Source organism: Citrobacter sp. Igbk 14, from assembly GCF_028069825.1.
Taxonomy (GTDB): domain Bacteria; phylum Pseudomonadota; class Gammaproteobacteria; order Enterobacterales; family Enterobacteriaceae; genus Citrobacter.
Genome location: NZ_JANEWM010000032.1, coordinates 18,719 through 45,478, shown reverse-complemented (window position 1 = coordinate 45,478; position 26,760 = coordinate 18,719). Strand labels below are relative to the sequence as shown.

General features: G+C 52.1%; 23 protein-coding genes. 5 read left to right on the top strand and 18 right to left on the bottom strand.

All coding sequences use genetic code 11. The annotated features are described in order from the left end of the window. Positions 1–38: 38 nt before the first annotated feature. Together NNN64_RS13910 and NNN64_RS13905 are read left to right on the top strand one after the other, a co-directional pair. On the top strand, positions 39–1,493 hold the full coding sequence (locus tag NNN64_RS13910) for an AMP nucleosidase (protein WP_271441747.1): 1,455 nt from the start codon (positions 39–41) through the stop codon (positions 1,491–1,493). Between the two features lie 15 nt (positions 1,494–1,508). Further along, entirely contained in the window at positions 1,509–3,287 is a 1,779-nt protein-coding gene (locus tag NNN64_RS13905) for an aminopeptidase P family protein (RefSeq protein WP_271441746.1), read from the top strand. 54 nt (positions 3,288–3,341) lie between these two features. Here the strand turns inward: NNN64_RS13905 and ptsG are convergent, their stop codons facing one another. The 14 genes from ptsG to yceD all read right to left on the bottom strand — a co-directional run bounded on the left by ptsG (position 3,342) and on the right by yceD (position 15,959). Continuing rightward, positions 3,342–4,775, bottom strand: a complete 1,434-nt coding sequence (gene ptsG, locus NNN64_RS13900; RefSeq protein ID WP_137383018.1) for a PTS glucose transporter subunit IIBC — start codon at positions 4,773–4,775, stop codon at positions 3,342–3,344. Positions 4,776–5,196: 421 nt separating this feature from the next. Further along, positions 5,197–5,994: a metal-dependent hydrolase gene (locus tag NNN64_RS13895; RefSeq protein ID WP_101742067.1), complete on the bottom strand. Its 798-nt coding sequence runs from the start codon at positions 5,992–5,994 to the stop codon at positions 5,197–5,199. Positions 5,995–6,004: 10 nt separating this feature from the next. Then, positions 6,005–7,009 carry a DNA polymerase III subunit delta' gene (gene holB / locus NNN64_RS13890; RefSeq protein ID WP_271441745.1) on the bottom strand — a complete coding sequence of 335 codons (1,005 nt, stop codon included), beginning with the start codon at positions 7,007–7,009 and terminating at the stop codon, positions 6,005–6,007. Then, positions 7,006–7,647: a dTMP kinase gene (gene tmk, locus NNN64_RS13885; RefSeq protein ID WP_271441744.1), complete on the bottom strand. Its 642-nt coding sequence runs from the start codon at positions 7,645–7,647 to the stop codon at positions 7,006–7,008. The genes holB and tmk overlap by 4 nt, the downstream gene beginning before the upstream one ends. Then, a complete protein-coding gene (yceG, locus tag NNN64_RS13880) occupies positions 7,637–8,659 on the bottom strand; it encodes a cell division protein YceG (protein ID WP_271441743.1) in 1,023 nt (340 codons plus the stop codon). The genes tmk and yceG overlap by 11 nt, the downstream gene beginning before the upstream one ends. 2 nt (positions 8,660–8,661) lie before the next feature. Then, positions 8,662–9,471, bottom strand: a complete 810-nt coding sequence (pabC, locus tag NNN64_RS13875) for an aminodeoxychorismate lyase (protein WP_271441742.1) — start codon at positions 9,469–9,471, stop codon at positions 8,662–8,664. Between the two features lie 130 nt (positions 9,472–9,601). Next, complete coding sequence (gene fabF, locus NNN64_RS13870; RefSeq protein ID WP_005129014.1) at positions 9,602–10,843, bottom strand: beta-ketoacyl-ACP synthase II; 1,242 nt, start codon at positions 10,841–10,843, stop codon at positions 9,602–9,604. A gap of 86 nt (positions 10,844–10,929) precedes the next feature. Further along, the gene (acpP, locus tag NNN64_RS13865; RefSeq protein ID WP_000103754.1) at positions 10,930–11,166 is read right to left on the bottom strand and encodes an acyl carrier protein; all 237 of its coding nucleotides are present in this window, start codon (positions 11,164–11,166) and stop codon (positions 10,930–10,932) included. 155 nt (positions 11,167–11,321) lie between these two features. After that, complete coding sequence (gene fabG, locus NNN64_RS13860) at positions 11,322–12,056, bottom strand: 3-oxoacyl-ACP reductase FabG (protein ID WP_003036255.1); 735 nt, start codon at positions 12,054–12,056, stop codon at positions 11,322–11,324. A gap of 12 nt (positions 12,057–12,068) precedes the next feature. Beyond that, the gene (fabD, locus tag NNN64_RS13855) at positions 12,069–12,998 is read right to left on the bottom strand and encodes an ACP S-malonyltransferase (RefSeq protein WP_271441741.1); all 930 of its coding nucleotides are present in this window, start codon (positions 12,996–12,998) and stop codon (positions 12,069–12,071) included. A gap of 15 nt (positions 12,999–13,013) precedes the next feature. Continuing rightward, positions 13,014–13,967, bottom strand: coding sequence for a beta-ketoacyl-ACP synthase III (gene fabH, locus NNN64_RS13850; protein ID WP_271441740.1), 954 nt, complete (start codon positions 13,965–13,967; stop codon positions 13,014–13,016). 78 nt (positions 13,968–14,045) lie between these two features. Further along, entirely contained in the window at positions 14,046–15,125 is a 1,080-nt protein-coding gene (plsX, locus tag NNN64_RS13845) for a phosphate acyltransferase PlsX (RefSeq protein WP_271441739.1), read from the bottom strand. A gap of 122 nt (positions 15,126–15,247) precedes the next feature. Continuing rightward, entirely contained in the window at positions 15,248–15,421 is a 174-nt protein-coding gene (gene rpmF / locus NNN64_RS13840) for a 50S ribosomal protein L32 (protein WP_003036242.1), read from the bottom strand. A 16-nt stretch (positions 15,422–15,437) separates the two neighbouring features. Continuing rightward, entirely contained in the window at positions 15,438–15,959 is a 522-nt protein-coding gene (gene yceD / locus NNN64_RS13835) for a 23S rRNA accumulation protein YceD (RefSeq protein WP_003036239.1), read from the bottom strand. A 197-nt stretch (positions 15,960–16,156) separates the two neighbouring features. Between yceD and NNN64_RS13830 the strand changes: the two genes are divergently transcribed. Further along, positions 16,157–16,741, top strand: a complete 585-nt coding sequence (locus NNN64_RS13830) for a Maf family protein (protein WP_271441738.1) — start codon at positions 16,157–16,159, stop codon at positions 16,739–16,741. Between the two features lie 82 nt (positions 16,742–16,823). Here NNN64_RS13830 and rluC read toward each other — a convergent pair whose 3' ends face one another. Further along, positions 16,824–17,777: a 23S rRNA pseudouridine(955/2504/2580) synthase RluC gene (rluC, locus tag NNN64_RS13825; RefSeq protein WP_271441737.1), complete on the bottom strand. Its 954-nt coding sequence runs from the start codon at positions 17,775–17,777 to the stop codon at positions 16,824–16,826. A 698-nt stretch (positions 17,778–18,475) separates the two neighbouring features. Between rluC and rne the strand changes: the two genes are divergently transcribed. Beyond that, positions 18,476–21,763, top strand: a complete 3,288-nt coding sequence (rne, locus tag NNN64_RS13820) for a ribonuclease E (protein ID WP_271441736.1) — start codon at positions 18,476–18,478, stop codon at positions 21,761–21,763. A gap of 41 nt (positions 21,764–21,804) precedes the next feature. On the opposite strand, the gene NNN64_RS13815 is transcribed toward rne, so the two are convergent. After that, positions 21,805–22,740: a LysR family transcriptional regulator gene (locus NNN64_RS13815; protein WP_271441735.1), complete on the bottom strand. Its 936-nt coding sequence runs from the start codon at positions 22,738–22,740 to the stop codon at positions 21,805–21,807. Between the two features lie 111 nt (positions 22,741–22,851). Here NNN64_RS13815 and NNN64_RS13810 point away from each other — a divergent pair, with 111 nt between their 5' ends. Continuing rightward, positions 22,852–24,051: an MFS transporter gene (locus tag NNN64_RS13810; protein WP_271441734.1), complete on the top strand. Its 1,200-nt coding sequence runs from the start codon at positions 22,852–22,854 to the stop codon at positions 24,049–24,051. Between the two features lie 78 nt (positions 24,052–24,129). On the opposite strand, the gene flgL is transcribed toward NNN64_RS13810, so the two are convergent. Both flgL and flgK read right to left on the bottom strand, forming a co-directional pair. Continuing rightward, positions 24,130–25,083 (bottom strand): flagellar hook-associated protein FlgL, encoded by a 954-nt coding sequence (gene flgL, locus NNN64_RS13805; protein ID WP_271441733.1) that lies wholly within the window; start codon positions 25,081–25,083, stop codon positions 24,130–24,132. A gap of 14 nt (positions 25,084–25,097) precedes the next feature. Beyond that, a complete protein-coding gene (gene flgK / locus NNN64_RS13800) occupies positions 25,098–26,756 on the bottom strand; it encodes a flagellar hook-associated protein FlgK (RefSeq protein WP_271441732.1) in 1,659 nt (552 codons plus the stop codon). Positions 26,757–26,760 lie beyond the last annotated feature (4 nt).

The following is a 26,760-nucleotide window of genomic DNA, read 5'->3' as shown; positions in this document are numbered from 1 at the left end:
TCGGGAGAGCAGTACATCTGTGGAACAAGGAGACAGACATGAACAATAAGGGCTCCAGCCTGACACCCGCTCAGGCACTGGATAAACTGGACGCGCTGTACGAGCAGTCGGTAAAGGCTCTGCGTAGTGCCATTGGTAAGTATATTGAAACAGGGACACTCCCTGACGACACCGCCCGCCAAAACGGTCTTTTTGTTTACCCATCGCTTTGTGTCACCTGGGATGGCAGTGCCACAAACCCACCGAAAACGCGCGCATACGGACGTTTTACCCATGCTGGCTGCTATACCACGACCATCACCCGCCCGTCGCTTTTTCGCCCTTATCTTGAAGAACAACTGACGCTGCTGTATCAGGATTATGATGCGCATATTTCCGTCGAGCCATCACAGCATGAAATCCCCTATCCGTATGTAATTGACGGTTCTGAACTCACGCTCGACCGCTCGATGAGTGCCGGGTTAACGCGCCATTTCCCTACTACCGAACTCTCACAAATTGGTGACGAAACGGCAGATGGTACCTACCATCCGGCAGAGTTTTCTCCGCTGTCGCACTTCGACGCCCGTCGGGTCGATTTTTCTCTGGCGCGCCTGCGTCATTACACAGGAACACCGGTTGAGCATTTTCAGCCCTTCGTGCTGTTCACCAACTACACCCGCTACGTGGATGAATTCGTCCGTTGGGGCTGTAGTCAAATTCTTGACCCGGACAGTCCCTATATTGCGCTGTCATGCGCAGGGGGGATCTGGATCACTGCAGAAACTGAAGCACCGGAAGAGGCCATCTCCGATCTGGCGTGGAAAAAACACCAGATGCCTGCCTGGCATTTAATTACCGCCGACGGTCAGGGGATCACGCTGGTTAATATCGGCGTCGGCCCCTCTAACGCCAAAACCATTTGCGATCATCTGGCCGTGCTGCGTCCTGACGTCTGGTTGATGATTGGCCACTGTGGTGGCCTGCGCGAAAGTCAGGCAATTGGTGATTATGTTCTGGCTCATGCCTATCTGCGCGACGACCATGTACTGGATGCCGTGCTGCCGCCGGATATTCCGATTCCCAGCATCGCCGAAGTTCAGCGCGCACTGTATGACGCCACCAAAGAAGTCAGCGGCATGCCGGGTGAAGAGGTTAAACAGCGGCTACGTACCGGCACCGTCGTCACCACCGACGATCGTAACTGGGAATTACGCTATTCCGCTTCTGCGCTGCGTTTTAACCTCAGTCGTGCCGTCGCTATTGATATGGAGAGTGCCACCATTGCAGCCCAGGGCTACCGCTTCCGCGTCCCTTATGGCACGTTGCTGTGTGTTTCCGACAAGCCACTGCATGGCGAGATCAAACTGCCAGGTCAGGCCAACCGTTTTTATGAAGGGGCTATTTCTGAGCACTTGCAAATTGGCATCCGGGCTATCGACCGACTGCGTGCTGAAGGCGACCGGCTGCATTCCCGCAAATTACGTACATTCAACGAACCGCCGTTCCGTTAAGGCCTGAAGGTAACTATGCACAACTCAACTCCCCTTTCCGCCCTGCGCAGTCTGCTATTAGCTCAGGGACTGGATGGCATGATTGTCCCCCGTGCCGATGCTCATCAGAGCGAAGACTGCACTCCGCACGACAATAAACTGGCCTGGCTCACCGGCTTTAGCGGTTCCGCTGGTCTTGCATTGGTACTTCGCGATCGCGCGCTGATGTTTGTCGATGGGCGCTATCAGGTCCAGGTGCGTAACGAAGTCTCTCTCGATGATTTTGAAATCCATCATTTGCACGATGAACCTCTGGCCGACTATTTGCAGGCTTACGTAACCTCTGGTGCGCGTATCGGCTTTGAACCTCTGCTGATGGTCAACAGTCAATTTGAAGCACTGTCGGCCACTCACTGCAAACTGATTCCGATGGAACGCGATCCCTTCGACCAGATCTGGCTCGACCGTCCAGCTGCCCCCTGTGGTGTTATTCGTGAAATGCCCATTGAGATAAGCGGTGAAAGTAGCGCGCATAAGCGCGTACGAATAGTGGAGCAACTGACTCAGCATCAGGCCGACGTGCTGGCGATCACGCTACCGGATAACATCGCCTGGCTACTCAATGTACGTGGAGCCGATCTTGCGATGGTTCCTGTTCCTTTTTCGTTTGCCCTGCTCCATCGCAGCGGCGAACTGGAGTGGTTTGTTGATAATAATAAGACGCAGCAACTGCCTGCATCATTGCTGGAGACGGTCACGCTGGCCCCACAAGAGAACTTTCTCCCACGCTGCCAGCAACTTGCCCAAGGTAAGCGTTTCCTGGTTGATAAAGACTATGCGCCAGTCGCGCTGCGGTTCGCCATTGAGCAAAACGGGGGAGAGGTTCTCTGGGCCCCCGATCCCATCACATTAATTAAAGCGCATAAAAATGATGTTGAACTGTCAGGGTATCGGGAATGCCATGAACAGGATGGTGCCGCATGGGTAAACTTTCTGGCCTGGCTGGCGCATGAGGTCCCGCTGCGCGAGGCAGCAGGTAATCCTGTCACTGAACTGGAAGCACAGGCCAAACAGCTGGCGTTTCGCCAGCAGCAGCCAGGATTTATAGAACAAAGTTTCAGTACTATTTCCGCCTCTGCCAGCAATGCGGCGATGTGCCATTACCATTCCAGTGAGAAAACAAATACGCCCATCACCACACAGGCAATGTATCTGAATGATTCCGGCGGCCAGTATAAAAATGGTACTACGGATACAACAAGAACACTCGCCTTTGGTCCACAGGATCCGCAGCGACGACTGCATTACACCGCCGTGCTGAAAGGGTTTTTATCACTGATCTCATTGCAATTCCCCAGCGGCACGCAGGGTCATCAATTGGATGCGTTTAGCCGCCGGGCGCTTTGGGAGTTGGGTCTGGATTTTGACCACGGCACAGGACACGGTGTAGGCCACCAGCTACTGATCCATGAACAACCCCATCGAATTGCAAAAAAAGTAAATCCCTGGCCTTTGGTGGCGGGTAACATTATCACCATCGAACCCGGTTATTATCTGGCTGGACAATATGGCATCCGCATTGAAAATCAGGTGGAGATTATCAATAGCCGACCCGGTTTTTGCCGCTTCTCTACCCTGACACTGGTCCCCATCGATCTGAACCTTGTGGAATTGCATCTGCTGAGTGATGCAGAGAAACAGTGGATTGATGATTATCATCAACAGGTAAGAGAAACGCTATCGCCACGCGTGGGCAGCGACGCGCGCCCATGGCTGTTCGCTGCAACGGCGCCGATTCGCGTTCAAGCTAATTAAAACATAAAAAAGGCAGCCCGCAGGCTGCCTTAGTTCTCCCCAACTTCTTACTGCTTAGCTGTTACGGATGTACTCATCCATTTCAGTTTTCAGGTTATCGGACTTGGTACCGAAAATCGCCTGAACACCAGAGCCCGCGACCACAACGCCTGCCGCACCCAGTTTCTTCAGGCCAGCCTGATCCACTTTGGCAACGTCAGCAACGCTGACGCGCAGACGCGTGATGCACGCATCGAGGTTAGTGATGTTTTCTTTACCACCGAACGCGGCAACCAGGGCCGGAGCCATTTCGCCAGTCGCGCCCGCTTTATTGTCTTCAGTCGCATCCTCACGACCCGGAGTTTTCAGGTCCAGCGCTTTAATCAACACACGGAAAATGGTGTAGTACACGATCGCATAACCGATACCGACAATCGGGAACAACCACAACTTGCTGCTGTTACCGGACAGAACGATAAAGTCGATCAGACCGTGGGAGAACGATGTACCGTCGCGCATACCCAGCAGAATACAGATTGGGAATGCCAGACCAGCCAGAATAGCGTGGATGATGTACAGGATCGGTGCCACGAACATGAAGGAGAACTCGATCGGCTCGGTAATACCGGTCAGGAACGAGGTCAACGCAGCGGAGATCATGATACCGCCCACTTTCGCGCGGTTTTCCGGTTTAGCAGAGTGCCAGATTGCAATAGCAGCAGCAGGCAGGCCGTACATTTTAAACAGGAAGCCACCAGACAGTTTACCCGCAGTTGGGTCACCAGCCATATAGCGAGGGATGTCGCCGTGGAATACCTGACCCGCAGCGTTGGTGTATTCACCGATCTGCATCTGGAATGGAACGTTCCAGATATGGTGCAGACCAAACGGCACCAGGCAGCGTTCGATGAAACCATAGATACCGAATGCGACAACTGGGTTCTGGTACGCCGCCCACTGGGAGAACGTCTGAATAGCAGTACCGATCGGCGGCCAAATGAAGGACAGGACCACACCGGTGAAGATGGCAGCCAGACCAGAAATAATAGGAACGAAGCGCTTACCGGCAAAGAAGCCGAGGTACTCAGGCAATTTGATTCGGTAGAAGCGGTTGAACATATACGCTGCGATCGCACCGGAGATAATCCCCCCGAGAACACCCGTATCTGCCAGGTGTTTCGCTGTGATCTCTTCAGCAGGTAAATGCAGAACCAGCGGCGCAACAACAGCCATGGTCTTGACCATGATGCCGTAGGCAACAACTGATGCCAGAGCAGATACGCCGTCGTTGTTGGTGAAGCCTAACGCAACACCGATAGCGAAAATCAGCGGCATGTTCGCAAAAACAGAACCGCCTGCTTCTGCCATTACGTGCGATACAACGGCTGGCAGCCAGCTGAAGTTAGCGGAACCGACACCCAGCAGGATACCTGCAATCGGGAGTACGGATACCGGCAGCATCAGCGATTTACCGACCTTTTGCAGGTTAGCAAATGCATTCTTAAACATAATTAGGAGTGCTCCTGAGTATTTGTGCTTTTATACACTTCATCCTGCAAACCGTCTCGGCGCTGGCTGCGTTCATTTACCCCAGTGGCTTACCCACGTAAGCTCCTGGCGATTCACTCACTTGCCGTCTTGACGCAAGCTTGCATGATATTGTGTATTTCTACGTTCTCACGCATTGGCGAGGGGGGAGAACCTCGCCGTGGACAGGGCATCTAAGTACCCTTTATTTATTACACAGAGTAAAATAATTCAGTTCATTTTTGTTTGACGGCTATCACAATTCAGCTGTGGATGGCCGAAAAACTCGCACATTCCGATAAAATGAGTATCTGAATGTTTCCAACTGGTTATTCACCGCCCATTTTGTGGCGGTGAACTTTACTCGCTTTATTTATTAATTACGAGCTTTAAAAAAACTCAGTTAGCGGACTGATTGCAGGCGAGAAGCGTCGATGTGAAACAGGCGGGCAAAGTTATCTGTGGTGATTTGCGCCAGTTCTTCAACGGCAACACCTTTCAATACGGCCATGTACTCTGCGACATCACGAACCATGGCGGGCTGATTCTCTTTTCCGCGATGCGGTACAGGCGCAAGGTATGGGGAATCAGTCTCAACCAACAAACGATCCAGAGGAACATAACGCGCGGCATCACGGAGCTGTTCGGCATTGCGGAACGTGACGATGCCAGAAAATGAAATATAAAATCCGAGATCCAGCAATTTACCCGCAGTTTCCCTGTCCTCTGTAAAACAGTGTAGTACGCCGCCACAATCCGTCACTTTTTCTTCGCGCAGAATCGACAGCGTATCGGCACGCGCATCGCGGGTATGAACGATAACTGGCTTGTGTAACTCACGGCCAATCTGGATATGGTGAATGAATGATTCCTGCTGGCGAACTTTAGTTTCCGGTGTGTAAAAATAGTCTAACCCCGTTTCACCCATCGCAACGACGCCCTCTTCGGCGGCAAAACGACGCAAATCCTCGACATCATAGGTTTCATCCTGGTTTAGCGGATGAACACCACATGAGAAAACCACATTGTCACGCTCACCAACCAGTTCGCGCATACTGCGGTATCCCGGTAGCGTGGTGGCAACGGCAAGACAGAACTTCACATCACGCGCGGCCGCTTTCGCCAACACGTCATCCACGTCCTTATGCAGAGATTGATAATCCAGACCATCAAGATGGCAGTGTGAGTCGACTAAGAACATAATGTCTCTCTCAAAGATGGGGAACAGGCAGTATGGTGCCTGGTTGCAGATAATGCTCAGTACGGAGAATAAGATCGGTTAATACCAGTTCACGGTTTACGCCGGTCACATTTAGCAATTGCTGACGACAGTGACAAACATCACCGAGTATCGCCTGTATCTGCGCTACGGATAACCGCTCAGCGATTGACGATATCAACGCCAGAGCGTCAGGATTGGTTAAATGGGCCACACCATACGGGCGTTTGAGGGCATCTGTAAACAACGTTGCCAGCCAGTGTAAACGGGTCGCAGCTTGCTCATGATTAAGTGCCGCCAACAGGATATACCAGTCGCCGGATTGCAATGTGTTCGCCAGTGCCACACAGAAGTCAGTCCGGTGCGCCCAGCTTTCAGCTTGTAGCAACGTTAATGCCGCTCCGGGCGACCCGGCACTCAGCCGTAATGCGCTCAGTAGCGCCTCCTGAGATGCCGTCACTTCGCGGGCAAGCCAGGAAATGGCATACGATTCAGGCGGGGGAGCAAGATGATGTAACCGACAGCGGCTGCGTAGCGTCGCCAATAATCTTGCCGGCTCTGTGCTGGCGAGGAAAAACCAGGTCTGTGCCGGTGGCTCTTCCAGCGTTTTCAGCAAAGCATTGGCTGCCGCATCGGTCAACTGAGCAGCATCGGGGATCCATACCACCTTTGCCCCTCCCAGCCGTGAGTGCTCGTAGAGCTTCTCACTGACTTCACGTACCGCATCAACACCCAGCGTACTTTTTCCTTTTTCTGGCAGCAGCGAATAGTAGTCAGGGTGTGTAGCTGCCTGCATCAACTGACAGCCACGGCAGTGCCCGCAGCTTTTGTGTCCTTCCGGCTGCTGGCACATTAAATAGCGGCTAAGAGCGTAAATCAGCGCGTCGTCACCCATTCCGGGTAACGCCTGAATCAGTAGCGCATGGTGACCACGACCCGCCTGGTAGCTGGCTACCAGTTTTTCAAAATCTGGTCGTAACCATGGATACCATTTCATGCGCCCTGCTCCTTCACCCACTCGGTGATGGTATTGCGGATATCCTCCATCACGACATCAAGCGGCTGTGTTGCATCAATCGTACGAATACTGGCGTCTTTGGCAGCCAGTTCAAGGTAGCGTGCGCGGGTGCGATTGAAGAAATCGAAAGACTCCTGTTCAATACGGTCCAGTTCACCACGTGCTCGAGCACGTTTTAACCCTACCTCGGGTGTCACATCCAGATACAGGGTCAGGTCAGGGCGAAAATCGCCTAGCACGGCATCACGCAGTGTTGCCAGCATGTTTTGATCGATGCCACGGCCGCCGCCCTGATAGGCCTGAGTCGACAGATCGTGACGATCGCCAATAACCCAGCGGCCTTTTGCCAGCGCTGGCTTAATCACGGTTTCAACCAGCTGTACGCGCGCGGCATAAAACATCAGGACTTCGGCTTTATCGGTAATCACTTCATCGCCAACCGATTTGATGTCCAGCACCAGACTTCTTAATTTCTCCGCAAGCTGGGTCCCACCGGGTTCGCGGGTAAATACCATGTCGCGAATCCCAAGCTGCTCAAGTGTCTCGACCACTACGTCACGCGCAGTGGTTTTTCCGGCACCTTCCAGGCCCTCGATGACGATGTAATTACTGCCCATTTTTTTCCTTAAGCACTTTCAGATAATCCTGCACGGAGCGGTTGTGGCTGACAAGATTAGTGTTAAACGTGTGACCGCCTTTACCGTCAGCCACGAAATAGAGATACGGGGTCTTTGCCGGATGTGCGGCCGCCTGCAGCGAAGCCTCACCAGGCATGGCAATCGGACCCGGCGGCAAACCTGTGATGGTATAAGTGTTATAGGCGGTCGGCATTTCCAGATCTGCACGCGACAATTTACCATTATACCGTGCCCCCATACCGTAAATCACGGTCGGATCGGTCTGTAAGCGCATACCGATACGTAAGCGGTTAATAAAGACTGAGGCCACCTGGTCACGCTCGCTGGCAACAGCGGTCTCTTTCTCAATAATTGAGGCCATCGTCACCAGTTGATTTTTGTCTTTATACGGCAGGCCATCAGCGCGCCCTTCCCAGACCGTATCCACGGTTTTAACCATCTTTTGATTCGCACGCTTCAGCAACGCCACATCAGTAGTATTCGCGGTATACATCCAGGTATCTGGCCAGAACCAGCCTTCCACCCATTCCGGGTTTTCCAGCTTCAATGCCCTGGCGACGGTTTCGTAGCTATCATCGCTCAGCGTATGCTTGATATACGGCGCATCGCGCAATTGTTTCAGGTAATCGCTCAGGCGCATCCCCTCGACCAGACGTAACGGAAACTGTGCTTCTTTGCCGCTTTCCAGCAATTGCAGCATCTCGCGTACGGTCATATCAGGCGTTAAACGGTAGGTTCCGGCTTTAAAATGCGAAAGATCGGGTTCAACACGTAATAACCACTGGAATACCCGCGGACGATTAATAACCTTGTCCGTATACAGCTGTTCCCCCAGCGCCAGGCGGCCCGTCCCCGCTTTTAGCGTAAAAATAGTCTCTTCTTTGATCAATAACTTACTGTCCGCCAGATGGCGAACTTTCCACATTCCCACTCCCGCGGCAATGCCCAGCACAACCAGCAATAACAGGACAACGAGTAACAATTTTTTCATGACTAATTTGGGTGCTCACAAAGTGGGGCTAAAAAATTGAATAACAAACGTGAAGACAACGGCCTGTCATCACAGGTACGCACGGGGAGAACAGGCATTAATGCATTGCAGACGACGATTTCTTCAGCCTGCATAACCTCCTCCAACCCGGCATACACTTCGACAACCCTGAAAGGCGATTGTGCCAGCATACGTATACAGAATTGTCGCATAATGCCATTCACACCAGCCTGATCCAGCCGCGGCGTATAAACCACGTCGTCTTTTCGCCAGAACAAATTAGCCGCACAGCATTCCGTAACCCATCCCTCGCTGTCAAGCACCAGCGCTTCATCGGCATCCGTCTGTTCAAGATGAGAGCGGATCAGCACCTGCTCCAGCCGATTCAGATGTTTAAGCCCGGCAAGCATCGGATTGCGTCCCAGACGAACAGGACTTAACGCCAGCACGATGCCTTGCTTTCGCCAGCTATCATAATGTGCAGGGTAAACAGAAACGGAGAGGATACGAGTCGGCTCAAGACAGCTTGCCCCACTGTAACCACGACCGCCACTGCCACGACTGATAATCACTTTCAGTACGCCACGTGCATGGCCTGCAGCCAGTTTTTCCATTTCAGCTTGCAGTTCTGACCACTTATCGAAGGGGATAAACAATGCTTGGCATGCGTCCTGTAAACGCTGGAGATGCGCTGCAAAAAAACAAATTTTGCCGTCGGTAATACGCGCAGTGGTAAAGCAGCCATCACCAAACTGCGTCGCCCGATCGCTGGCAGCCAGCATTTCCTGCTCACGGCCATTAATTAAGAACATAGTGGCTCCTTATTCGTGGTCCGCTAGTTTGGCAGGATGAGTCACCCAGGACAAGGACTGAAAATTGAATAAAAAAAGGCCCGACAAGCGGGCCTTTTCTCTTAGAGCCAGGTAGGTCACCTTCGGGTACTTAGATCTTTTTGAAGATCACAGAACCGTTGGTACCACCGAAGCCGAAGGAGTTGCACAGTGCATATTCCATACCGCTAACCTGACGCGCCTCGTGCGGAACGAAGTCCAGGTCACAACCTTCATCCGGGTTATCCAGGTTGATGGTTGGCGGAACTGCCTGATCGCGCAGCGCCAGAATAGAGAAAATAGACTCTACCGCGCCCGCAGCACCCAACAGGTGTCCGGTCATGGATTTGGTTGAACTGACCATCACGCTACGTGCAGCATCACCAAACACCGATTTCACGGCCTGGGTTTCTGCTTTATCACCTGCTGGTGTGGACGTACCATGCGCATTGACATAGCCAATACGTCCAGGTTCAATCGCCGCATCACGCAGTGCATTGACCATCGCCAGTGCAGCACCTGCACCGTTTTCCGGCGGTGATGTCATATGGTAAGCATCGCTGCTCATACCAAAGCCAACCACTTCAGCATAGATTTTTGCGCCACGTGCTTTCGCATGCTCGTACTCTTCGAGTACCACCATACCTGCGCCGTCGCCCAGCACAAAACCGTCACGCTCTTTGTCCCACGGACGGCTTGCCGCTTGCGGGTTATCGTTACGCGTAGACAGCGCACGTGCTGCGCCAAAGCCACCCACACCCAGCGGCGTACTGGCTTTTTCTGCTCCACCCGCAACCATCGCGTCTGCATCGCCGTATGCAATGATACGCGCGGCATGACCGATGTTGTGCACGCCTGAAGTACAGGCCGTGGCGATGGAGATGCTTGGCCCTTGCAGGCCGTACATGATGGTCAGATGACCCGCCACCATGTTAACAATCGTCGACGGAACGAAGAACGGGCTGATCTTACGCGGTCCACCATTTACCAGAGAGGTATGGTTTTCTTCGATAAGACCGAGACCGCCAATACCGGAGCCGATAGCGGCGCCAACACGGTGAGCGTTCTCTTCCGTAATTTCGAGGCCAGAATCCTGCATGGCCTGAACGCCAGCGACAATTCCATATTGAATGAAGGCATCCATCTTGCGCTGTTCTTTGCGCGAGATAATGTCGTCACAGTTAAAATCCTTTACTAAGCCAGCAAATTTCGTTGCATAGGCGCTAGTATCGAAATGGTCGATCAGGCTGATGCCACTCTGACCGGCAAGGAGAGCTTTCCAGGTAGACTCTACGGTATTGCCGACAGGAGACAACATGCCCAGTCCGGTCACAACTACACGACGCTTAGACACGGTTGTCCTCCAGGGAGGGAAAAATAATTCAAGTGGGAAAAAAAGATAAAACTCAGGCGGTCGAATGACCGCCTGGAGATGTTCACTTACGCCTGGTGGCCGTTGATGTAATCAATGGCAGCCTGAACGGTAGTGATTTTCTCAGCTTCTTCGTCCGGAATCTCAGTATCAAACTCTTCTTCCAGAGCCATTACCAGCTCAACGGTGTCAAGAGAATCCGCGCCCAGGTCTTCAACGAAGGAAGCATTGTTGGTAACTTCTTCCTGCTTAACGCCAAGCTGTTCGCCGATAATTTTCTTAACGCGTTCTTCGATAGTGCTCATACTCTTAAATTTCCTATCAAAACTCGCTTTCGCGATGGTTTTCGTAGTGTATAAAATGTTGAAAAATTTGCAACTAAATCCCGGCAGGTCTTACCACGATTTTACGTTATTTTGAGGCCATTCGCCCTAATAACGCAAATATTTTTCAATCGTGGTTAAACCATGTACATCCCGCCGTTGACGTGCAAAGTCTCACCAGTGATGTAACTTGCTTCGTCGGAAGCTAAAAATGCAACCGCGCTGGCGATTTCCTGAGCGCCACCAAGGCGACCCGCAGGAACCTGCGCCAGAATACCCGCACGCTGATCATCAGACAGCGCACGCGTCATGTCCGTTTCAATAAAGCCCGGAGCAACAACGTTTACAGTAATACCACGGGACGCGACTTCACGCGCCAGTGATTTACTGAAGCCAATCAGACCCGCTTTCGCCGCAGCGTAGTTAGCCTGACCCGCATTTCCCATGGTACCAACCACAGAACCGATAGTGATAATACGACCATGACGCTTTTTCATCATAGCTCGCATTACCGCTTTTGACAGACGGAAAACAGATGACAGGTTGGTTTCGATGATATCGTTCCACTCGTCATCTTTCATGCGCATTAACAGGTTATCACGAGTAATCCCGGCATTATTGACCAGGATATCGACTTCACCAAATTCTGCACGAATATTTTCCAGAACAGATTCGATAGATGCAGGATCGGTCACATTCAACATCAGACCTTTACCATTTGCACCTAAGTAATCGCTAATGGCCTGCGCGCCGCTTTCGCTTGTTGCAGTACCGATCACTTTCGCGCCACGGGCAACGAGTGTCTCAGCAATTGCGCGGCCAATGCCACGGCTTGCACCGGTAACCAGCGCGATTTTTCCTTCAAAACTCATGGTTTTCCTCTTTTATTGCTCTAGCGCCGCAGACAACGCCGCCGGCTCATTCAGTGCCGAAGCAGTCAGGGTGTCAACAATACGTTTCGTCAAACCGGTGAGGACTTTACCCGGACCGACTTCATACAGGTGCTCTACGCCCTGAGATGCCATAAATTCAACGGTCTTAGTCCACTGAACCGGGCTGTAAAGCTGACGAACCAACGCATCGCGAATGGCATCGGCGGTGGTTTCGCACTTCACGTCAACGTTGTTCACAACGGAAACAGTCGGCGTGTTAAAGGTAATTTTCTGCAGTTCAATAGCCAGTTTCTCGGCTGCAGGCTTCATTAGCGCGCAGTGAGATGGAACACTCACTGGCAGCGGTAACGCACGCTTAGCACCAGCAGCTTTACAGGCCACGCCTGCACGCTCTACAGCTTCTTTGTGCCCAGCGATAACTACCTGACCCGGTGAGTTAAAGTTTACCGGTGAAACCACCTGACCTTCAGCAGACTCTTCGCACGCTTTCGCGATAGCGGCATCATCCAGACCGATGATAGCAGACATGCCACCTGTGCCTTCCGGAACAGCTTCCTGCATAAATTTGCCGCGCAGTTCAACCAGGCGCACGGCATCAGCAAAATTGATAACACCTGCACACACCAGCGCAGAGTATTCACCCAGACTGTGACCCGCCATCAGCGCAGGCGTTTTACCACCCTGCTGCTGCCATACGCGATACAACGCGACAGATGCCGTCAACAGTGCTGGCTGCGTCTGCCAGGTTTTATTCAGTTCTTCTGCCGGACCTTGTTGAGTCAGAGCCCAAAGATCATAGCCCAGCGCCGCTGAAGCTTCAGCAAAAGTTTCTTCAACAATTGGGTAGCTTGCTGCCATATCCGACAACATTCCAACGGTTTGAGAACCCTGACCTGGGAACACAAATGCAAATTGCGTCATGTTAAAATCCTTATACTAGAAACGAACCAGCGCGGAGCCCCAGGTGAATCCACCTCCGAAGGCTTCAAGCAATACCAACTGCCCTGCTTTAATTCGCCCGTCGCGGACGGCTTCGTCCAACGCGCACGGTACGGAAGCAGCTGACGTATTGCCGTGTCTGTCCAGCGTGACGACGACATTATCCATCGACATACCCAGCTTTTTCGCTGTCGCGCTGATAATGCGAAGGTTTGCCTGATGTGGCACCAGCCAGTCCAGCGCAGAACGGTCGAGATTATTTGCTTCCAGCGTTTCATCAACGATATGAGCAAGTTCGGTAACCGCAACTTTAAATACTTCGTTACCCGCCATCGTCAGGTGAATCGGGTTTTCCGGATTCACGCGATCGGCATTTGGCAGCGTCAGCAGTTCGCCATAGCTACCATCAGCATGCAGATGGGTGGAGATAATACCCGGCTCTTCTGATGCGCTCAGTACAACCGCACCGGCGCCATCACCAAAAATAATGATTGTCCCGCGATCGGTTGGATCACACGTGCGCGCCAGCACATCCGATCCGACAACCAGCGCATGTTTGACCGCGCCAGATTTTACATACTGATCGGCAACGCTAAGTGCATAGGTAAAACCAGCACAGGCTGCTGCAACATCAAACGCTGGACAGCCTTTGATCCCCAGCATACTTTGGATCTGGCACGCCGCGCTTGGAAATGCGTGGGTTGATGACGTGGTAGCAACCACAATCAGACCAATTTGCTCTTTGTCGATGCCGGCCATTTCAAGTGCACGGTTAGCGGCAGCAAAGCCCATCGTCGCAACTGTTTCATTTGGCCCAGCAATATGGCGCTCGCGGATACCTGTACGAGTGACGATCCACTCATCAGACGTCTCGACCATTTTTTCCAAATCGGCGTTAGTACGCACTTGTTCAGGCAGATAGCTGCCAGTACCAATAATCTTCGTATACATGTACGCTCAGTCACTTTTTGGTTATATACCGCCACGAGCAAATCACTGGTACGTTGACAGCACCCTCAGCCGGCACTGTTACCTGTGCACTCGTGAGTTGATACTTTCGCCACCGTCCAGCAGTTCGAATCCAGCTGGGTATACAGATTCCAGGCGAGCGGCAATTCGCTGAGGAACTTGTCGCTGCACCGCCTGCACTGCCTGTTCAATCGCGACTTCAAATGCTCGCTGATTGGCAGCACCATGACTCTTAATCACCGTGCCGCGCAATCCTAACAGACAGGCGCCATTATACTGGTCGGGGTTGAGGTGACTAAATCGCCTTGTCAGGCTTTTTTGTAACCAACGTTTTAATAACAGCAGCCACCACGACCGTTTTTTGCCCTCACCCTGAGATTTCAGCAGTGAAAGGAACATTCTGACAACACCTTCCATCGTCTTTAATGTGACATTACCTGTAAAGCCGTCGCAGACCAACACATCAGTTTTGCCAGTCAGCAACTCATTGGCTTCAAGATAGCCGATATAATTGATGGAAGGGATTGTTTTTAGCACAGCAGAAGCATCCCGAATACTGTCGAGACCCTTAGTTTCTTCTTCACCGATATTGAGTAACGCAACGCGAGGATTGGCAATCCCAACCACCTCTTCTGCCAACACGGAACCCATGACGGCAAATTGCACCAACATCGTACTGTCGCAATCCACGTTGGCACCCAAGTCCAGTACCACCGTTTTGCCCTTTTGCTGATGCGGTAAAACCGTGACCAGCGCAGGACGCTCAATACCCTCAAGGGGTTTGAGCAAGAGTTTCGCAAGCCCCATTAGTGCGCCCGTATTACCAGCGCTGACACAGGCTTGCGCTCGACCTTCTTTCACGAGCTCCAGGGCGACACGCATTGAGCTTCCACGACTGGCGCGGATTGCTTGCGAGGGCCGGGCATCACTGGCAATAACTGACTGAGCAGGGATAATCTGCAGACGTGAACGTTGTTCGAAGTCAGCTTTGGCAAGTAATGGCGTGATTGTATCGGGATCCCCGACTAAAAGAAGAGTGAGTTGCGAATTAGAATTCAGTGCCTGCAATGCTGCAGGCACTGTCACGGTAGGGCCAAAATCTCCCCCCATGACATCTAACGCCAGGGTTAGACGTGTCAAGGTATCGTCGCTGCCCGGTTAGGTATTTCCCCAGTTACCCGGGGAAAGCCTCACTAAGCTTCATCACGCGTGTGCTCTCTGTCTTTCTCACCGAAGTGGGAAATCCATTGAGCCATGCGTGATTACTTAGCGATTACCTTACGGCCACGGTAGAAACCGTCGGCAGTGATGTGGTGACGCAGGTGTTGTTCACCAGAAGTTTTGTCTACAGACAGGCTGGTGACTGCGGTCAGAGCGTCATGAGAACGACGCATGCCACGTTTGGAACGGGTTGGTTTATTCTGTTGTACGGCCATGGACCTTACTCCTCAATTACTTACGCTTTAAGCTGGCTAATACGGCAAATGGGTTTGGTTTTTGCGCTTCATCAGGCAATTCGCCAAAGACCATGTCCGCCTCGGACACTTCACAGTGTTCAGAATCATGCACCGGAACTACCGGCAAGGAGAGGATAATCTCATCTTCAACCATTGCAAGCAGATCGATTTCACCGAATTCGTTTACCTCAATCGGCTCATACGCTTCCGGGAGTGCTTCAGCCTGCTCGTCAGAACGGACAGGACTAAAACAATATGTTGTGTGAACATGAAGTGGGAACGGTTTCCCGCAACGCTGACACTCGAGCGTGACCGAAACCTTCGCATCACCGGTTATAACGGCAAGGCGCTGGTTATCGATAGCGAACGACATGGAGCATTCCACATCACTGTCCACACTGACTACAGAATCGGCGACGCGCTCAACCAGATCAGAAGTATAGATACCTTCATAATCGAGGCGTTTTTGAGCCGTACGAACCGGATCAAGAGTCAGGGGTAATTTTACCTTTTGCATAGGGCGCGCATATTAACTTTGTAACGTCATATAGTCAAAGAAAAAGGCAGCCTGTGGTTGCCTTTTGCCAATAATTCGCACACATTGCGGGTCATCGACTTAAAATCGATCACGACAAGCCATCGCAGCCAGCTTGAAGGACGAAGTCCATAGTTTAAAATGGCTCTCATCATTACGCTATATGCGGGGGAAAAAATATGCCTCAACTTATTCTTGCGTCCACCTCTCCCTGGCGTCGCGCTTTGCTCGAAAAATTGGCCATCCCGTTTGAATGCGCAGCCCCAGAGGTTGATGAAACCCCCTTACCTGGCGAAACACCTCGGCATTTAGTGTTACGCCTGGCACAGGAAAAAGCGCAATCCCTTGCCCATCGGTTTCCATCACATTTGATAATTGGGTCTGATCAAATTTGTGTTCTTGATGGCGAAATAACCGGTAAGCCATTAACAGAAGAAAATGCCAGACGACAATTAACCAAAGCCAGTGGAAATATTGTCACTTTTTACACAGGACTGGCGCTTTATAATTCAGCTAACGGTCATCTACAAACCGAAGTTGAACCGTTCGACGTCCATTTCCGCCATTTAAGTGAAATGGAAATTGAAGATTACGTGCGTAAAGAACGCCCGTTACATTGCGCAGGTAGCTTTAAAAGTGAAGGATTAGGTATAGCGCTCTTTGAGCGTCTGGAGGGCCGCGACCCTAACACACTGATTGGCTTGCCGCTGATCGCGTTGTGTCAGATGCTGCGCCGGGAAGACATGAACCCGTTAAAAGCCTAGTTAATCTGCCTGATGGCGACGCGGTGCGTCTTATCAGGCCTACGGCGCATTGCGCGATTGTAGGCCTGATAAGCAACGCGTATCAGGCTTTACTGCGCAATACCTCAAGACAGCGTTTCAGCTGATTATCCATCGGCGCTTCAATACGCATAATCTCGCCCGTACCGGGATGAGTAAACTTCAACGCAGCAGCATGCAGGAACAGCCGGTTCAACCCCGTACCCGCCAGTTGCTTATCAAACTCACGGTCACCATAGCGGTCATCAAAAGCAATCGGATGCCCGGCAAATTGCGTATGAACACGGATCTGGTGAGTACGACCGGTTACCGGGCTACAGCGTACCAGCGTGGCAAACGCATAGCGTTCTTCCACTTTAAAACGGGTTTCCGACGGTTTCCCTTCCTGATTCACCCGCACGATACGCTCACCGCTTTGCAGAATGTTCTTTAACAAAGGTGCCTGCACAGTTTTGACATGCGATTGCCACTGACCCCTCACCAGCGCCAGGTAGTCTTTTTGCATCCCTTTTTCACGCAATTGTTCATGCAGTGAACGCAGCGCCGAGCGCTTTTTGGCGACCAGCAACACACCGGAGGTATCACGGTCCAGACGATGCACCAGTTCAAGGAAACGCGCTTCCGGACGTAAGGCGCGTAAACCTTCGATCACCCCAAAGCTTAATCCGCTGCCACCATGAACGGCAGTGCCAGAAGGTTTGTTAAGCACCAGAATATGGTCATCTTCATACAAAATGACATCAGTCAGCGCAGCGACCTTCTGCAAATTCGGAGAAATCGCTTCTTCTTCACGCTCAGCGACACGCACAGGTGGAATACGCACAATATCCCCGTCTTCAAGTTTGTACTCGGGTTTGATGCGTTTTTTATTCACCCGCACTTCGCCTTTACGCAAAATGCGATAAATCATACTTTTCGGCACGCCTTTGAGCTGGGTGCGCAAAAAGTTGTCGATGCGTTGCCCTGCTTCATCGGCAGTAATGGCAACTATTTTTACGGCTGGAGTCTCTGTTTTCATGGGGGCCGATTTTAAATAGCCATCAAGATTCGCGCCACACATTTTTCTATGCTTATATTAACTGCTATACCCTATTACTTAAGTTTGACATAACCGATTTGGTGGTTATTAAAGCAATCACCAGGCGGAAGTGTAAAAACTGTGAGTAACCGGGTGATAAATGGCAAAAGTCATCTTGCTATAACAAGGTTAGCAGTGGAATAATGAGCTTGTTTCCGTGTTGAATCTTGTTAAAACAAGAACTTTTCCGGAATGACCCAATTTTGCCCGACCGATCATCAACGCAGCAATGGCGTAAGACGTATTGATCTTTCAGGCAGTTAGCGGGCTGCGGGTTGCAGTCCTTACCGGTAAGTGCTCTATGGATTTCGCGTTGTAGGAAGGCGGCAAGTCTGGAATTCCCAGCAGCTTACTCCCGTAAGTAGCTGGGGTGAGAAGATGAAGCCAACGCACCAACAGCGTGAAAGACGACAAGCACAATGGAAGCTTCTCTGGAGAGTAATACCCAGACTGTTCCCCTGATAATTGCGCTGTGTTTCCGTATGAAATACAGGCAACCGACACTCTGCGCCTCTTTGAGCTGACGATAACCGTGAGGTTGGCGACGCGAATAGACACGAGGCCATCGGTTCACACCCGGAAAGGCATTTCTCTGCCCGCAGCTTAGTCGTCAATGTAAGAATAATGAGTAAGTTACGATGAAAAGAATGTTAATTAACGCGACTCAGCAGGAAGAGTTGCGTGTCGCCCTTGTAGATGGGCAACGTCTGTACGATCTGGATATCGAAAGTCCTGGACACGAGCAGAAAAAAGCCAACATCTATAAAGGTAAAATTACCCGTATTGAACCGAGTCTGGAAGCTGCTTTCGTTGATTACGGCGCTGAACGTCACGGTTTCCTCCCGTTAAAAGAAATTGCCCGCGAATATTTTCCTGCAAACTACAGTTCCCATGGCCGTCCCAACATTAAAGATGTGTTGCGTGAAGGTCAGGAAGTTATCGTTCAGATAGATAAAGAAGAGCGCGGAAATAAAGGCGCAGCACTGACAACCTTTATCAGTCTGGCAGGCAGCTATCTCGTTTTGATGCCAAACAACCCGCGTGCGGGCGGCATCTCTCGTCGCATTGAAGGCGACGATCGTACCGAATTAAAAGAAGCGCTGGCAAGCCTTGAACTGCCTGATGGCATGGGGCTTATCGTACGTACCGCGGGTGTTGGCAAATCCGCCGAAGCACTACAGTGGGACCTGAGCTTCCGTCTGAAACACTGGGAAGCCATTCAAAAAGCGGCTGAAAGCCGCCCTGCTCCGTTCCTGATCCACCAGGAAAGCAACGTCATCGTTCGTGCTTTCCGTGACTATTTACGTCAGGATATTGGTGAAATCCTTATCGATAACCCGAAAGTGATGGAGATGGCGCGTCAGCACATCGCTGCGCTGGGGCGTCCGGATTTCAGCAGCAAAATCAAACTGTACACTGGCGAAATCCCGCTATTCAGCCACTACCAAATTGAATCCCAGATTGAATCTGCCTTCCAACGTGAAGTGCGTCTGCCTTCCGGCGGGTCAATCGTTATCGACAGCACTGAAGCGCTGACTGCTATCGATATCAACTCCGCACGCGCAACCCGCGGCGGTGATATTGAAGAAACGGCGTTTAACACCAACCTCGAAGCTGCCGATGAAATTGCGCGCCAACTTCGTCTGCGTGACCTTGGTGGCCTGATCGTCATCGACTTTATCGATATGACCCCGGTTCGCCACCAGCGTGCGGTAGAAAACCGTCTGCGTGAAGCCGTTCGCCAGGATAGAGCGCGTATTCAGATCAGCCATATTTCTCGCTTCGGTCTGCTGGAAATGTCCCGTCAGCGTCTGAGCCCGTCTCTGGGTGAATCCAGTCACCACGTCTGCCCGCGTTGCTCCGGCACCGGTACCGTGCGTGACAACGAATCGCTGTCGCTCTCCATTCTGCGTCTGATCGAAGAAGAAGCGCTGAAAGAGAATACCCAGGAAGTTCACGCGATCGTCCCGGTACCCATTGCGTCTTATCTGCTCAACGAAAAACGTACTGCAGTCAATGCCATTGAGACGCGTCAGAATGGTGTGCGCTGTGTGATCGTGCCAAACGATCAGATGGAAACGCCGCACTATTCCGTACTGCGTGTACGCAAAGGGGAAGAGACGCCAACCCTGAGCTATCTGCTGCCGAAACTGCACGAAGAAGCGATGGCATTACCGACGGAAGAAGAATACGTCGAGCGTAAGCAACCTGAGCAACCGGCACTTGCAACGTTCGCGATGCCTGATGTTCCGCCTGCCCCGGCGCTACAAGAACCTGTTGCTAAACCTTCCGTTGCGCCAAAAGTTGCCGCAACAACTGCCGCAACAGCCGCACAGCCTGGTTTGATTAGCCGTTTCTTCGGCGCGCTGAAGTCTATCTTTAGTGGCAGCGAAGAAGTGAAACCAGTGGAACAACCTGCACCGAAAGCCGAAGAAAAGACTGAACGCCAGCAGGATCGTCGTAAGCCGCGCCAAAACAATCGTCGCGACCGCAACGAACGCCGTGATAACCGCGACAACCGTGGCGATCGTGACAACCGCAACGAACGTTCTGAAAATGGCGAAAACCGCGATGAAAATCGTCGTAACCGTCGTCAGGCGCAACAGCAGAATGCTGAAACGCGTGACAACCGCCAGCAATCCAGCGATGTTGCAGATAAAGCGAAATCCGGCGACGAGCAGCAGGCTCCACGTCGCGAGCGCAACCGCCGTCGCAACGATGATAAGCGTCAGGCGCAGCAGGAAGTTAAAGAGCTGAACCTGGCTGAACAGCCTGCACAGGATTCCGAGCAGGAAGAACGCGTGCGTCAGCCGCAGACTCGTCGTAAACAGCGTCAGTTGAATCAGAAAGTTCGATTCACCGACAGCGCGCCGGTTGAAGCCGAAGTGGCCACTGCAGTCATGGTTGCTGAAACCGTCATTGCTCAACCAGTTGAACAGTCCGCACCGGCACAACGTACCGAACTGGCTAAAGTCGATTTACCTGCAGTCGTTGCACCAGAGCAGGAAGACAACAACGAAGCACGTGATACCAACGGTATGCCTCGTCGCTCGCGTCGTTCTCCTCGCCATCTGCGCGTAAGCGGGCAGCGTCGTCGTCGCTATCGTGACGAACGTTATCCGGTTCAGTCGCCGATGCCGTTAACAGTTGCCTGTGCTTCTCCTGAATTAGCATCCGGCAAAGTCTGGATTAGCTACCCTGTTGCCCGTACTCAGGACATGCAGGTTGAAGAACAGCGCGAGCAGAAACTGGAGCTGGAACAAAACGCATCTGTGGCGGTAGAGCCTCAGATCGCTGCTGCTGTCGTTGAGCACATTGCGGACGCCCCTGCGCCAGTTGAAGCCGCTAAGCCAGAGGTGACCATTGTTGAACCTCAGGCCGCAGTTGTTGAAACCGCACAGGTTGAAACCACGCATCCGGAAGTTATAGCTACTCCGGTTGAGGAACAACCGCAAATTATCGCTGAGTCTGACGCACCCGTTGCCGAGGAGACCGCTGCGAAAGCCGAACCTGTCTCTGAAGCCGTGATTGCGCCGGTTGTCGAGGCGCCTGCGGAAGAAGTTATTATTTCTCAGCCAGAAGTGGTTGCAGAGACTGCAGAAGTTGTGGAATCAGCGCCTGTTGTTGAAACCGTGCCAGTTGTTGAAGAAGTTGCAGCGCCGAAAGAAGTTGTTACAACGCCTGTCGTTGAAGCCGCAGTCGTTAAGGCTGAAGTTATCGCAACCAGCGCTGATGCGGAACATCTTCACAGCCATGCGACCGCGCCGATGACTCGTGCACCAGCACCGGAATATGTACCAGAAGCGCCGCGTCATAGCGACTGGCAGCGTCCTGCTTTTGCCTTTGAGGGTAAAGGTGCGGCAGGCGGACACAGTGCCAGCCATCAGGCAACCGCGCCAGCAACACGCCCGCAGCCTGTTGAGTAAATCATAAGCAATGAAAAAGCCGACCTCTGGGTCGGCTTTTTTTATACGTCGTGAACGCCCCTCATCCCCGTTACCTGTGGCATAACCTCTTTCATTAATGCCAGAAATTTGCGCAAGCGGGTTGGGTAATAACGAGCCCAGGGATAAACCAAATGCACAGGCAATGACGCCGCATGCCAGTCAGGTAATAGCGTAATCAATCTTCCACAGGCGATATCGTCTTCAACCATCCAGCTTGAGACAAGGGTAATCCCCAGCCCCGCAAGTGCAGCATTTCTGGCGACGTAAATACTGTCGGTACTTAATCTGGGAGAAATATTCAGCGTGATAGCTTCTTTACGCCTGTGGTGAAGTAACGACACGTTGTGCTGATAAAATGTATTTACCGCGATCCAGGGCAGCGCCGATAACTGTTCAGGGTGAGTCAAAATCCCAAATTGCGCGAGAAGCTCGGGACTTGCCACCATACTTCGCGGGACTTCAGCTAACAATACCGAAACCGTTGCCGGATCGACCTCAGCCCCAACCCGGATAGCGCAGTCGATATTGTCGCTGAGAAAATCAACGGTCTTATCATTCAGCATCCACTCAACGGATAACTGTGGATAGCGGGAAAGAAATTGCAGAAGCGGTTCAAGGAGTTGCTGTTGGCCGAACGCATGCGGTGCCCGAACCCGCAACGTCCCCACTGGCTCATCCTCCGTGACGTTCAACCCGTCCTCCAGCGCCAGCCAGGCGTCGATAATGTGTTTGGCGTGCTGATACCCCCGTTCACCATCATCAGTCAGTTTCATTGCATGGGTGGTACGCATAATCAGCTTAACGCCCAACAGCGTCTCAAGGGATTGCAGTCGTCGACTGACGGTTGCCTGAGTGGTGCCCATTTGCTTTGCCGCCGCTGAAAGCGAACCAGCCTCAACGATGCGCACAAACGTGCGCATCAACTCCACCCTATCTATACGTTCAGTTTTTATCATTTAGTCATTATTCATACGTGTAGCGTATAACTGTTTTACCACTGCGCTCGCTACCGTGCCACCGGTTGAAGGATAAAAATAGCCGCACATCCCGTGATTGAGGAATCATTTGTGAACACACACACCGCACTTTCCCGTTGGGTTATTTTTGTTCTGGCACTGGGCGCTGGGTTCAGCGTTGCAGCAATCTATTATGCCCAGCCTCTTTTACCATTAATGGGCCAGGACCTGGCCTTAAGCATCACCGGCATGGGTCTGGTGCCAACGCTCACCCAGGCAGGATACGCGCTGGGCATTTTATTTTTGTTGCCGTTGGGCGACCGTTATGACCGCCGGACATTAATCCTGCTAAAAAGCGTCTCTCTTGCCGCACTGCTGTTGGCCTGCAGTTTTACCGGGCAGCTACATTCGCTACTGCTGGTTAGCTTAATGATGGGAATGGCAGCGACCATGGCTCAGGATATCGTGCCGGCCGCAGCCATCCTGGCGCCTGAAGGCAAACAGGGAAAAACGGTGGGTACCGTCATGACCGGTCTTCTACTGGGGATCTTACTCTCACGGACCATCAGCGGGCTGGTAGGTGAAGCCTATGGCTGGCGGGAAATGTATCAACTTGCCGCCGTCAGTATTGCCGTGATTACCGTGCTGATGTGGAAAATGCTGCCCCGCTTTACGGTCCATTCCACGCTGAGTTATCCGGCATTAATGCTGTCCATGGCGCAACTGTGGCGACGTTATCCTCCACTGCGCCGGGCGGCGTGGGCACAGGGCTTCCTGTCTGTTGCCTTCAGTGCCTTCTGGTCAACACTGGCGGTTATGCTCTCTGAACATTACCACATGGGCAGCGCGATGGCGGGAGCATTTGGTATTGCAGGGGCAGCCGGAGCGCTGGCAGCCCCTATGGCAGGTCATCTGGCAGATAAAGTAGGTGCCGGACGGGTAACACAGTTGGGTGCGCTGTTAGTCACGCTTTCTTTTGCACTTATGTTCTTGCTTCCAGCCCTGCCAGTACAGGGGCAGTGGCTGCTGATTGCCCTGTCGGCGATAGGCTTTGATCTCGGGCTGCAATCCAGCCTGGTCGCCCACCAAAACCTGGTTTATAGCCTGGAGCCTCAGGCAAGAGGTCGTCTGAATGCGTTGCTATTTACCATGGTGTTTATCGGCATGGCGCTGGGTTCCGTACTCGGAAGTCAGGTCTATGCGCTGGCAAACTGGGAAGGCGTGGTGACGCTGGCCACTTTCTGCGGTGTTGTTGCACTGGTAATTAGACTGACCGGTAAATTGCCTGTTAGCCAGACAACTGCAGCCTAAAAAAATGCCCGCTCCGGGGTGTATGTGGAGCGGGCAGACAAACATATCCAGTTTCATGATATGTTTCAAAAAGGGTCGTTACCGGTTGAGCTGGAACAGTGACATTCCCTGCATATCGGTAAACGTTTTATACGATGCCTGTAGCGCAGCCTGCTGCATAACATACGAAGAAATCGCCGCATTCCAGTCAACGTCAACCAGATTGCTCATCTGCTGGGTTTGGCCTAATGCGCGATCGGCACCCAGTGAATCAAGCGAGCTTAATTCACTAAGCTGCGTACCTAGTTCTGCACGGACGCTCAAAACATTATTGAGTGAATTCTTTAAACCACGGTTGGTTTTATCAATGGCAGCAGCGGCGGTAGCTTTTGCCACGTCATCACCCTCAATAGGGGTTTTGAGCGCATCAATAGCAGTATCCAGCATTTTAAACAGGTTCTTTTCCTGAGTACCGCCACCCGGTTCCGGCACGGCATTGCTGGTGACGTTGGCAAACACCTTATCCCCAGTATGACCAATAACCATAGTGCGCGAGGCATCGACCTGTTGGGTAACGTTTGTTGTACCGCCACTGTAAGCGCCATCTGCCTGGGCAAACGGTGCCGATTCAGTTTTATATCCACCGAAAATATAGCGACCATTACCATCGGTACTATTTGCCAGGTTCATCAGCTGATCGCGGATCCCCTGCAGATCGGTGGCCAGCGATGCACGGTCGTCATCGCTTAACGTTCCGTTCCCGGCATAAACAATTTTTTCCTGCGCAGCCTGAATTGCCGTCGTCACCTGACTCAATACGTTCTCTTCCAGCGAGACTTTTTGCGTTGCAAACGAGCGTGCCAGCGTATATTGCGTGTTCTGCGCCTGAGCCTGCGAAAGGACCACGGCCTGTGATGCGGCAATCGGATCGTCAGACGGGTTGTTCACGCGTTTCCCCGTTGACATCTGCTCGCCAAATTTCATCCATTCAGCCTGAGAGTTGGTGATGCCGCGCATGTTCTGCTGGTACATCATCTGAGTACTGATACGCATTGAGTTCCTCTCCCTTAGCGAATATTCAGCAGTGCATCAAAGAGCGAATTCGCCGTTTGCAGCACCTGAGCGTTGGCCAGGTAATACTGCTGATAACGCTGCAAATTCCCGTACTCTTCGTCGAGGTTAACCCCGGAAATAGACTGTTGCTGATTTGAAAGCTGCGTGACCACATTGTTTTGCGTGGTGCTGCTGGTTTTTAAGGTCGCCGTTTTGTTGCCGACATCGCTCACCAGCGTAGCGTAAGCATCGTTAAAGGTTTTATTCCCGATGGTTGCCTTGGTTTGCAGATCCAGCAGTTTCTGGCCGTTACGGTTATCGCTTTTTCCTTTATCAACATTGGGATCAGCGTCATTTTTGGACACTTCAGCCATGGCGATTTTCGACTCATCGGTCACCGCCACTTTCATATTAATAATGGCGTCCCCCACGGGTTTCACCGTAAAGCTGTCATTTGCCACCGCACCATTTTTGACGGTGATTTCCAGCCCATCAAACGACATTTTTCCGCCAGTGACCGTCGGCTTAAAGCTGGTATTGTCAGCCAGACGGGTCACCTGCCAGTCAGTACCATCAAACGTAATTTTATAGTCTGTGGCTTGTACCGACGAGCTATCCGTCATTTTTACATCAAGCGCACCGGTCCCTTTATTCTTCGTATTGCTAAGGACTGCCGGGCCACCAATATCGAAAAAGTTTTTGCCCGGGTCGCCGTTGGCATCAAAACCTTCTTTGTGCTGCGTGTTAAACGCATCAGCAAAAGCGAGAGCCAACTGACCAAGGGTATTACGCGTCTGGTCGAGTTCCTGCGAACGGAACGTCAACAGCCCGCCCAGCGAACCGGTCGTGATCAGCTTTTCCGGGATGGCAACTTCTCCGGCCACACCGTCAACATAAGCGACAGTCGTGCGAGAGGGATCATCGCTGGAAGGTACAGCGGCCAGTTGGCGAGCATTGCTGCCTTGCACCAGCGAATAGCCATTCGCCATGGTCACGTTATAGGTGCCGCCGTCCTGAATACTGACTTCCACGCCGACAATCTTGTTCAGCTCACTCACCAGTTGATCGCGCTGATCGAGCAGATCGTTAGGTGATGCACCCGCGCCAACGCCCGTCAAACGGGAGATTTGGTCGTTAAGGCTGGCAATTTGCTTCGAATAGTTGTTGATTTGATCGACGCTGGCTTTAATCGCAATATTGACCTGCTTATCCTGATCGCGCAGATATTGGTCCGTCGTTCTGAACTGATTGACTAAGCCATCAGCTTTACCGATAAGTGCCTGACGTGCCGCCGGATCTTCTGCGTTACTCACCAACGTCTGCAGGCTGGTAAAAAAGCCCTGCATCGACGTTGAGATCGAACTGGTTTTGCTGGCGAGCAGGTTGTCGATTTTTGACATTTGCTCATAACGTGTCGTCAGACCGCTGCTCTGGTTCTGCGCCGCACGTAACTGATTAGTGATAAATGAGTCATACTCACGCTGTACGCCAGAAACATAAACACCATTGCCGACCCAGCCCCCCGCACCCAGCGTGCTGTTCGCTTGCGCCATAATTGTCGTTTGTCGGGTATATCCGGCAACGTTATAGCTGGAGATGTTATTACTGGCAGTGTTCAACGCGGCCTGCGCTGCGCTGAGTCCACTCATCGCGTTATTAATCAAGCTGGACATGGAG